This window comes from Dietzia maris (genome assembly GCF_014144855.1).
In the GTDB taxonomy this organism is placed as follows: domain Bacteria; phylum Actinomycetota; class Actinomycetes; order Mycobacteriales; family Mycobacteriaceae; genus Dietzia; species Dietzia kunjamensis.
In genome coordinates this window covers 1-9,247 of record NZ_JAALDN010000163.1, presented here as the reverse complement: position 1 = coordinate 9,247, position 9,247 = coordinate 1, and the positions used below count along the sequence as shown (strand labels likewise).

The window sequence follows — 9,247 nt, the reverse complement described above, 5'->3', positions numbered from 1 at the left end:
GGTGTCCACCAGAGCGGGAACGGTCCAGTCTGTGCGCATTCGAGACACGCGGCGATGCAGTCGGCAAGCTTCTGCACGTCTATGCCGGAAGCGTCGTTGGGGTGGGTTTCGATCATTGAAGTGATGTGAGACATCGATGTGCTCCCTTCTTCTCCGAGTCGTCGCTGGAGGCGCCCAGCTAACGCCGACGCTACTGATGCGCAGAACTGGCTACAGTCCCTCGGCTCGACCTTCGCAGAATCTTTGTAATAACAAGCGTCCAATACCCGTTGTAGCGGCTTTTCGCAGAAGGGCGGATCATTGTGCGGAGCGGTGACGCACGGTGATCCACTGCGCTGTGATGATGACTAGGGCCACGATCGCGGTGATGCCCAGCGTGAGTGGGTCGGACTGCGCCTTGAGCAGGAGGAAGGGTACGAGCACTGCGACGTCGAGGACGATCGCGACCCACGGGATCCACGCCTTGGCATTGACGTCGTCCTTGAGGCGTCGGACGATCCCGTAATGGATGGCGATGTCCATTGCCAGGTACAAGATCGCCCCCAGGGAGGCGATCTGTGACAGGTCGAAGAAGGCTGCCATGAGGATCGCCAGGCCGGCTGTGATGTAGAGCGACTGGTGTCCGCCAGCCCCGGGTAGGCCCGGCACCTGGCCCATGTCGCGGAGCATGTCGTAGAGCTTGGAGACAGAGAACAAGCTCGCGATGAGTCCTGACAGCGTCGCCACCACCGCGATGATCACGGTCAGCGTGACGCCCCAGGATCCGAACATCGGCTTGGCAGCCTCGGCGAGGGCGTAGTCGCGGGCCCCGATGATCTGCGGAACGGTCAGGCTGGCGGTTACTGCGACGGTGATCAACAGGTAGAGGACGGTGCACAGGGCGATGGAGATCATGATGGAGCGGCCGATGTTGCGCTCCGGGTCCCGTAGGTCCGCGCCCTGGTTGGTGATCGTGGTGAAGCCCTTGTAGGCCAGGATGCACAGGGTCACCCCGGCCAGAAAGCCCATCCAGCCGTGCTCCGGTGGGGTGCGTTCGGCGACGGTGAACAGTCGGCCCAGCGAGGACACGCCCGCGGCCAGGATGCCGGCGATCGCCAGCACCGCGATGCCCACGATCTTGAGCGCCGCGGTAGCGGTGGCTGACCGCTCGACCCACTGGTTGCCCACCAGGTTGACCAGCGCGGCGGCGGCGATGGCGAACACTGCCAGCACCGGCACCCACAGGGAGGAGTCCTGCATGCCGAACGGCCGCAGCACGTAGGTGCCGAAGGTCCGCCCCAGCAGGGACTCGGCGAGGATCATCGACACGTACATGAACAGGGAGAACGTGCCGGCCGCCACCCCGGGCCCGTAGGCGGCTTTGAGCAGCATCGCGATCCCGCCCGAGGACGGGTTGGTGGCCGAGTACCGGATGTAGGAGTAGGAACTGAACGCCACCACCACCGCGCCGGCGAGGAACGCCCACGGCACCCAGCCGCCGGCCAATTCCGCGACCTGGCCCACCAGGGCGAAGATGCCGGCTCCGATCATTACCCCGGTTCCCAGCGCGACGGATCCGGTGAGAGTGAGCTTGTCTTGGGACTGTGTGCTGTGGTCCATGCTGACCGCACTACCTTCCTGCCGGTGGGTGGCCGCGTCGGTGGCGATATCGGCGCGAGTGGGGATGTCAGGCGAGTTGCATAGTGGTCAGGCAGGTGAGGTCGTCGTCGCCCGTGGAGATCGGAGCGGTGGCCGTTCTGCCGTCGTGGTCGATGGTGAGCGTGGCCGTGATGCCTCGCGGTAGCCAGAGCCCGAGGAAGCCGTTGTCGTAGGTGGTGAGCGGTTCGTCGATGAGGGTGTCACCGGAGGCGTTATCGGTGACTGTGACGTGCACCTGTTCGTTGGCGATCTCGCCGAGGCAAGTGGTCAGGCTGTGGAATCGGCAGGGGTGGGTGCTCGTGTAATACGGAGCCACTGACAGATAGAACTGGTCCTCTGGAATAGGAATCGTCTCGAGGCTCTCATCGCCACTGGTCAAGACCAGCTCTGTCGGCTGCACCGAGGCGATCAGATCGTTCGGCCTGTCGGCCACCGGCATGGTGTCGAGCGTGTTGATGATCTGGGGTGCGTCGAGGCCGGCGAGGTCGTAGTGCTCCAACGACGCGGGAGGCCAGTTGGGTACTGCATTTTCGGCGGGCCCGGGCGAGCAGCCGGTCAGGGTCAGGGCAGCGGCGGCAACGAGCGCGATCGCGGCTCGTCTCCGAGTGGAGTGGGTGGTGTTCATCGGATTCATCCTCGTTGCATCGCTGTGGTGACGGTGTCCGGGCGGAGGTCGAGACGGCGCAGCAGCTGCGCGTTGAGAGCAACGACGACGGTGGAGGCGGACATGAGGATGGCGCCGACGCCCATGGGCAGTACGAATCCGATCGGGGCCAGGACACCTGCGGCCAGGGGCACGGCGGCGAGGTTGTAGCCGGCGGCCCACCACAGGTTCTGCTTCATCTTGCGGTAGCTCGCCCGGGAGAGTTCGATGACCGAGAGCACAGAGCGGGGATCCGATGAGGCCAGGATGACGCCGGCGGAGCCGATCGCCACGTCGGTCCCGGCGCCGATGGCGATGCCGACGTCGGCTTGGGCCAGTGCGGGCGCGTCGTTGACCCCGTCGCCGACCATGGCGACCTTCTTGCCTTCGGACTGCAGTTCGGCGACTTTGGCGGCCTTGTCTTCTGGCCGGACCCCGGCGAAGACCCGGTCGATGCCGAGTTCGGCGGCGACGGTGTCGGCCACGGCGCGAGCATCGCCGGTGATCATGACGACTTGGGCTCCGGCGGCATGCAGGGCGTCGACGGCGTCCCGGGATTCCGGCCGGATCTCGTCGGCCAGCCGCAGCGCGCCGATCACCCGGCCCTCGGCGAGGATGTGCAGGATGATCGCGCCCTCGCCTCGCCACTGGTCGGCGATGGGGAGTTCATTGCGTCCGTGCTGATCGAGCAGGTGGGGGCCGCCGACTTCGACCACGGTGCCGTTCACCGTGGCCTTGACGCCCACGGCCGGGGAGGAGGAGAAGTCGGTCGCCTTCGACACGGTCAGGTCGCGGGTCTGTGCGGCCCCGACCACGGCTCTGGCCAGCGGGTGCTCACTGTCGGACTCGGCGGCTGCAGCCAGGGCAAGCACCTCGTTGGCGGTGTGCCCGTCTATTGATTCGATTCCGGTGACGGTGGGTTCGCCCTTGGTCAGGGTGCCGGTCTTGTCGAACAGGACGGCGTCGACGGTGCGCATCGACTCGAGCGCGAGGCGGTCCTTGATCAGTACGCCGCCGCGGGCGGCGCGTTCGGTGGCGATGGAGACCACCAGCGGGATCGCCAATCCCAGCGCGTGGGGGCAGGCGATGACCAGCACGGTGATCGTGCGCACCACACCCGCGTCCGGCAACCCGAGAGCGCTCCAGATGATCGCGGTGATCACGGCCGATGCGAGGGCGAACCAGAACAACCAGCCGGCCGCGGTGTCGGCGATGCGCTGGGCCCGCGAGGAGGATGCCTGTGCGTCGGCCACCAGCTTCTGAATTCCGGCCAGAGCGGTGTCGTCCCCTGTCGCCGAGACCTTCACGCGCAGGCCGGAGTCAGTGGCCACGGTGCCTGCGACGACCTGCTCGCCGATGCCGCGGCGGACCGCCTTGGATTCGCCGGTGACCATGGATTCGTCCATGCTGGCCGAGCCGTCGATGATCGTGCCGTCGGCGGGCACAGAAGCACCGGGGCGGACGATCACCACGTCGCCGACCACCAGGTCGGCCGGGGAGACGATGACGACGTCGTCATCGTCGACCTTCTCGGCCTCATCCGGCAGCAGCGCCGCCAGGGAGTCGAGCGCGGAGGTGGTCTGCGCCAGGGAGCGCATTTCGATCCAGTGGCCCAGCAGCATGATCACCACCAGCAGGGCCAGTTCCCACCAGAAGTTCAGCTCATGATCCAGGATGCGCAGGGTAGCGCCCCAGGAGGCGATGAACGCCACCGTGATCGCCAGGCCGATCAGGAGCATCATGCCGGGCTGGCGAGCGCGGAGCTCGGACAGCGCGCCGGTCAGGAACGGCCGACCGCCCCAGAGATAAATCACCGTGCCCAGGGCGGGGGAGACCCACCACACCCAGCCGGCCTCCGGCAGCTGGTAGCCGATGAGGTCGGCGAACATGTCATTGAAGCCGACCACCGGCACTGCCAAAACGAGCATGATCCAGAACAGCCGCCGGAACTGCCCGACGTGGTCTGCGTGCCCCGCATGACCGCCGTGGTCTTCATGACCGGAGTGATGCTGTCCGGTGTGGCCGTGGCCCGCCGCGTCGTCAGCTGCGCCCGGGTGATGATGTTCGGCTACCGAGGTGGCCATCTCGTCGGGGCGGCCGGCCGAACCGTCACCGGGTCCGCCGCGGCGATCATGGTGGTGGTGATCGTGTGGCTGACTCATTTGGCTACTTTCGTGTGAGCGCAGGCGGCCAGGGCGGCGTCATCGTCAGCCCGCGGACGGCCGGTGGCGGCGATTCGTTCTAGGTCCGTGGGCGTGGAGCAGCACGAACACGCTTCCTTGACGGCCGTGAGCGGGAGCGCAGAGCGCGTTGTGGAGAACATGGATTTTCCTCTCCGCGTGGTGTGGTGTCTCGGGTGTCGTGCCGGGCCGGTGTGGCCCATGGCGATCGGGTGGTTAGAGCGAGGTGAGCAGGTCGCGCATGGTGTCGATCTCCTGCTGCTGGGTGTCGATGATGGTCTGGGCCAACTCGACCGCAGGCTGGTAGCGGCCACCTTCGACCTCCTCCTCGGCCATGGCGATGGCGCCCTGGTGATGGGCGATCATCTGCTCCAAAAACATCCGGGCGGCGTCGGCTCCCTGTGCGTCGGACAGCTGTTCTAGTTCGTCGTCGGAGAGCATTCCCTCCATCATGGACATGTCGTGACCGCCGTGACCATCCTGCGGTTCGGTCGCCTCGCCCCACTGCTCCAGCCAGTCGGTCAGCTGCGCGATCTCGGGGCCCTGGGCAGCCTTGATCTCCTCGGCGAGCGCCGCGACGTCGGCGGGGATGTCGTCCTTGGCCAGGATGATGTCGCTCATCTCGATCGCCTGCTGGTGGTGCGGGAGCATCATCTGCGCGAACATCACGTCGGCCTGCGAATGCTCCTCGTCCTGGCCAGAGGCAACGGTGCCGGCCACGGGTGTGGTGGCGCCGGCCGCGGTGGTGGGCGCGGCGGGCGAGGCTTCGGTGCTGTCGGTGCTGTCGGTGCAGGCGGACAGCGTCAGGGCAACGGCGGTCAGGGCTGCGGGCAGGAGCAGAGTGGTGCGGGTCATCGTGGTCGATGTCCTTTCGGGTCGGCGTCAAGATCGGGTGGTGTGTCGATCGGGTGGTGGTCAGGCGAGGTAGGACAAGGTGGTCATCATTCCGGCTTCCTGGTGGTAGGCGTTGTGGCAGTGGAAGGCCCATTGGCCGGGGTTGTTCGCGTCGAACTCGATCTCGATAGTCCGCATGGGGCGGATCGTGACGGTGTCTTTGCGCAGCCCGCTGTCGGCGAGGGCGAAGGTGTGACCGTGAAGGTGCATCGGGTGGGCCATGTCGGACATGTTGCGCAGCCGCATCCGGACCCGGTCGTCGCGGGAGACCTCCAACGGCCTGGTGTCGGGGTGGGTTTGCCCGTTGAGTGTCCAGCGATACGGCATCATGCTGCCGCCCATGTCGACGCTGAGGTAGCGGTCGTGCCCCCGGTCCGGCAATCGTGAGTCCGGCGCTGGGGTCAGATCCGCGGCCAGCAGCACCGGTCCGTCGAGTTCGCCGGGGCGCGGGTCGGCGGGTAGCTCGCCGGCCCCGGTGCGCACGAGGGCGTACCCGTACCCGTTCTTGCCTTCTGCTTCGGCGAAGAGGGGAAACACCCCGTCTGTCAGCGTGACCACGGCGTCGACCCTCTCGCCCATCCCGAGCAGGATCGCCTCCGTCTCCTGGGGAGCGGTGGGAAAGCCGTCGGTGTCGGTGACGGTCATCGTGTGTCCGCCGAGGGCGACGCGGAAGAACGTGTCCGCCCCGGCGTTGATGATCCGGATCTTCGCGCGTTGGCCCGGGCTGGCAGTCCATGAGATCGGATCGGCCGGGACTCGGCCGTTGACCAGGTAGTGCGGATAGTGGACGTCCCCGGCGACACCGAGCAACCGGGAGGTCATCATCGGGTTGCTGGACCGTGCGCCCCCCATCTGGCCGTGCCCCATTCCGGCCATCGGCCGGCCCTGAGCGCCGGGGGCATCCATGCCCACTCGCCCGGCGGCGTCCTCGGGCGTGCCGTCGATGCCGTCGATCCAGTCGTCGAGGACGACGATCCATTCGTGGTCATAGTCCCCGGGGTCGGCGGGATCGTCGATGATCAGCGGACCGTACAGGCCCCGGTCGAGCTGTAGCCCGGAGTGTGAGTGGTACCAATGAGTCCCGGCGTGGGGGACTGTGAAGTCGTAGGTGAACCGGGCGCCCGGATGGATCGGGTCCTGGGTCAGACCGGGCACTCCGTCCATATCGTTGCGCAGGGCGATGCCGTGCCAGTGCACGCTCGTCTCCTGGTCGAGCTGGTTATCCACCTCGACTTGCAGCAGATCTCCTGCCCGGGCCCGCAGGACCGGACCCGGAACAGTGTCAGCAAATGCCCAGGTCGACACCACGAGACCACCGAGATCGACCTCCACCGGGCGCGGGGACAGCCGAGCGTTCACCACCTGCTGGCCTGGTCGCTGCCGCTCGGCCTCCAGGTCCCGGATCGCCGGATCCGACGCCGACACCGGCACCCCCGAGGGCGCCGGCTCGCTGCAGGCGGTCACCGCACCCGCGCCGGCCAGGACCGAACCGATGAGAAATGCCCGCCGCGACAACTCCTTCATCGGTCGCCCTCCGAGGGCGACGGCCCGAACAGGGCAGTGACCAGGAGCAAGGTTGACGCCCACAGTGCGGTGACGACCACGGCGCCGACGGTCAATGCGACCCATCCGAGCATGAGGTACCTCCCGTGTCCGACTCGACCGCCCATGGTGACCGGCCACCCGAGCGTTCTGGATGGAGATCGTGTGAAGATTCGGTCAAGGCGCCCACTCGGGTGAAGGATTTCCAGGAGTTGCGGCGAAGATGGCCTGCATGCCCCCTTCCGTTTCTGGCGCTCGCAGTTCGCATCCCCAGCAGCACGCCGGTCCGCGGGCGCTGGTGGTCGATGACGAGGAGCCCCTCGCCGACCTGGTCGGGTCCTATCTCGAGCGCGACGGGTTCGATGTCACGATCACCGGGGACGGACAGGAGGCGGTGGGTCTGGCTCGTCGAATCGATCCCGATGTCATCGTTCTCGACCTGGGGCTGCCCGGGCTGGACGGGATCGAGGTATGCCGTCAGGTCAGGACGCACTCCGACGCCTACATCGTCATGCTTACGGCCCGGACCGAGGAGGTCGACACGCTGATCGGCCTGTCCGTCGGCGCGGATGACTACATGACCAAACCGTTCAGCCCGCGCGAGCTCTCGGCCAGGATCCAGGCGATGATGCGCAGACCTCGAACCGGCGCCACCGAAATCGACCACGGCAGGTCGCCGGAGCAGGTACGGACCGTCGGCGACCTGACTATTGACACCGCGGGCCGAGAGGTCACCGTCGGCGGCGCCGATGTCGCGCTGACCCGCACCGAGTTCGACATCCTCGCCGCGCTCGCCCGCGACCCTGGGGTCGTCTTCAGCCGAGCCCAGCTGATGGCCGCCGTGTGGGGCCCGAACTGGGTGGGTGATGACCACTTGGTAGACGTCCACATCGGTCACCTTCGCCGCAAGCTGGGCGACGATGCCTCCCGAGGCCGTTTCGTACGCACGGTCAGAGGAGTTGGTTACCGCATGGGAACCGGCCAGTGAACGACATACCATCGCCGGACGCGACTGAAACTCGGCCCCGCACCAGCCGACGCGTCGCTGGGTTCAGCTTCGGAACCCGCCTGCTTCTGGCCATGTCCAGTGTGGTCGTCGGGTGCGCGGTCAGCGCGTGGCTCGTCGCCTCCGCCCTGGCCCCGGGCATTTTCCACGACCACCTCGGTCAAGCCGGCATCGACCACGATTCGAACGAAGCAGCCCACGTCGAAGAAGCCTTCACGGTCGCCATAGTCCTTGCTTGGGGGCTGGCGGTGGCCATCGCGGTCCTGGTGGCCTTGCTCACCAGTTGGTACCTCACCCGCCGGGTCCAGCGCTCGGTCACCATGGTTACCACTTCGACGGCAGACATAGCGCGTGGGCACTACGAGACCCGGATGGCGAGTCCGAAACTTGGCCGGGAGTTCGACGATCTGGCGACCAGCGTCAACGAACTGGCCAGGCGTCTCGATGCGACAGACGCCACCAGGCGAAGGATGCTCGCGGATCTGGGCCACGAGCTGCGCACCCCGCTGGCCACCATCGACTCCTACCTCGAGGCCGTGGACGACGGAGTCCGTACCTTCGACGACTCCACAAGGCAGGTGTTGTGGGCGGCCACCCGGCGGCTCGAACGCCTCGCGTCGGACATTGTCGACGTCTCCGATGCAGAAGAACACCTCACACGACTGCAACCAGCCCGAACCACCACTAAAGCCCTGGTGGAAACGGCAGTCAACGCAGCACGCGAACGCTACTCGGACAAAGGTGTCCAGCTGCACATGGGTGAGATCGAACCAACCGACGTCACCGTGGACGTCGAGCGAATAGGACAGGTACTGGGAAACCTCCTCGACAACGCCCTACGACACACACCGACCGGAGGGACCGTCACCCTCAGCGCTGTTCGTTCGAGAACGAACACAACCGCGATCACCGTCTCCGACACCGGGGAAGGGATCGCCGCACAGCACCTAGATCATCTCTTCGACCGCTTCTACCGAGCCGATCCCGCCCGAGGCCGAAACGCAGGCGGCACCGGAATCGGCCTGGCGATCACCCGAGCACTGGTCGAAGCACACGGAGGACGAATCCGAGTAAGCAGCCGCGGCACAGGCCACGGAGCACAATTCACCCTCGAACTCCCCTGCACGGCAGAGACGCCAGGAACGAAACTGCTTTAGCAAACTTGCACCTCCCCGTCATCTGTCCGCCCAACCCCGCTGCACTCCCCGCGCACGTCAGTGCTTGAGTGGTCGGTCTAGTCCCAGGGTGTCAGTCTCGCGGCCGCGGACAGCGATTCTCCGGTGTGGTGGCAGCAATCAAGCTGAGCCTGCGGCGGCGCTGCGGAGCGGGAGTACGGAATGGTTG

At 66.6% G+C, this 9,247-nt stretch carries 8 protein-coding genes; 3 read left to right on the top strand and 5 right to left on the bottom strand.

What is annotated here, in order from left to right:
* Positions 1 to 297: 297 nt before the first annotated feature.
* From G6024_RS06025 to G6024_RS06015, 3 genes are all read right to left on the bottom strand, one after another.
* The gene (locus G6024_RS06025; protein WP_096905718.1) at positions 298 to 1,599 is read right to left on the bottom strand and encodes an APC family permease; all 1,302 of its coding nucleotides are present in this window, start codon (positions 1,597 to 1,599) and stop codon (positions 298 to 300) included.
* A gap of 67 nt (positions 1,600 to 1,666) precedes the next feature.
* The gene (locus G6024_RS06020; protein ID WP_173674769.1) at positions 1,667 to 2,263 is read right to left on the bottom strand and encodes a CueP family metal-binding protein; all 597 of its coding nucleotides are present in this window, start codon (positions 2,261 to 2,263) and stop codon (positions 1,667 to 1,669) included.
* A 5-nt stretch (positions 2,264 to 2,268) separates the two neighbouring features.
* On the bottom strand, positions 2,269 to 4,209 hold the full coding sequence (locus G6024_RS06015) for a heavy metal translocating P-type ATPase (protein ID WP_096905717.1): 1,941 nt from the start codon (positions 4,207 to 4,209) through the stop codon (positions 2,269 to 2,271).
* Positions 4,210 to 4,248: 39 nt separating this feature from the next.
* On the opposite strand from G6024_RS06015, the gene G6024_RS17045 reads away from it, so the two are divergent.
* Positions 4,249 to 4,461, top strand: coding sequence for a hypothetical protein (locus G6024_RS17045; RefSeq protein WP_143337690.1), 213 nt, complete (start codon positions 4,249 to 4,251; stop codon positions 4,459 to 4,461).
* Between the two features lie 216 nt (positions 4,462 to 4,677).
* Here the strand turns inward: G6024_RS17045 and G6024_RS06005 are convergent, their stop codons facing one another.
* Positions 4,678 to 5,316, bottom strand: coding sequence for a DUF305 domain-containing protein (locus G6024_RS06005; protein WP_096905715.1), 639 nt, complete (start codon positions 5,314 to 5,316; stop codon positions 4,678 to 4,680).
* Between the two features lie 60 nt (positions 5,317 to 5,376).
* Positions 5,377 to 6,879, bottom strand: a complete 1,503-nt coding sequence (locus tag G6024_RS06000; RefSeq protein WP_159148279.1) for a multicopper oxidase family protein — start codon at positions 6,877 to 6,879, stop codon at positions 5,377 to 5,379.
* 313 nt (positions 6,880 to 7,192) lie between these two features.
* Here G6024_RS06000 and G6024_RS05995 point away from each other — a divergent pair, with 313 nt between their 5' ends.
* Both G6024_RS05995 and G6024_RS05990 read left to right on the top strand, forming a co-directional pair.
* Entirely contained in the window at positions 7,193 to 7,885 is a 693-nt protein-coding gene (locus G6024_RS05995; RefSeq protein ID WP_096907287.1) for a winged helix-turn-helix domain-containing protein, read from the top strand.
* A 92-nt stretch (positions 7,886 to 7,977) separates the two neighbouring features.
* Positions 7,978 to 9,060 carry a sensor histidine kinase gene (locus G6024_RS05990; protein WP_096905713.1) on the top strand — a complete coding sequence of 361 codons (1,083 nt, stop codon included), beginning with the start codon at positions 7,978 to 7,980 and terminating at the stop codon, positions 9,058 to 9,060.
* Positions 9,061 to 9,247 lie beyond the last annotated feature (187 nt).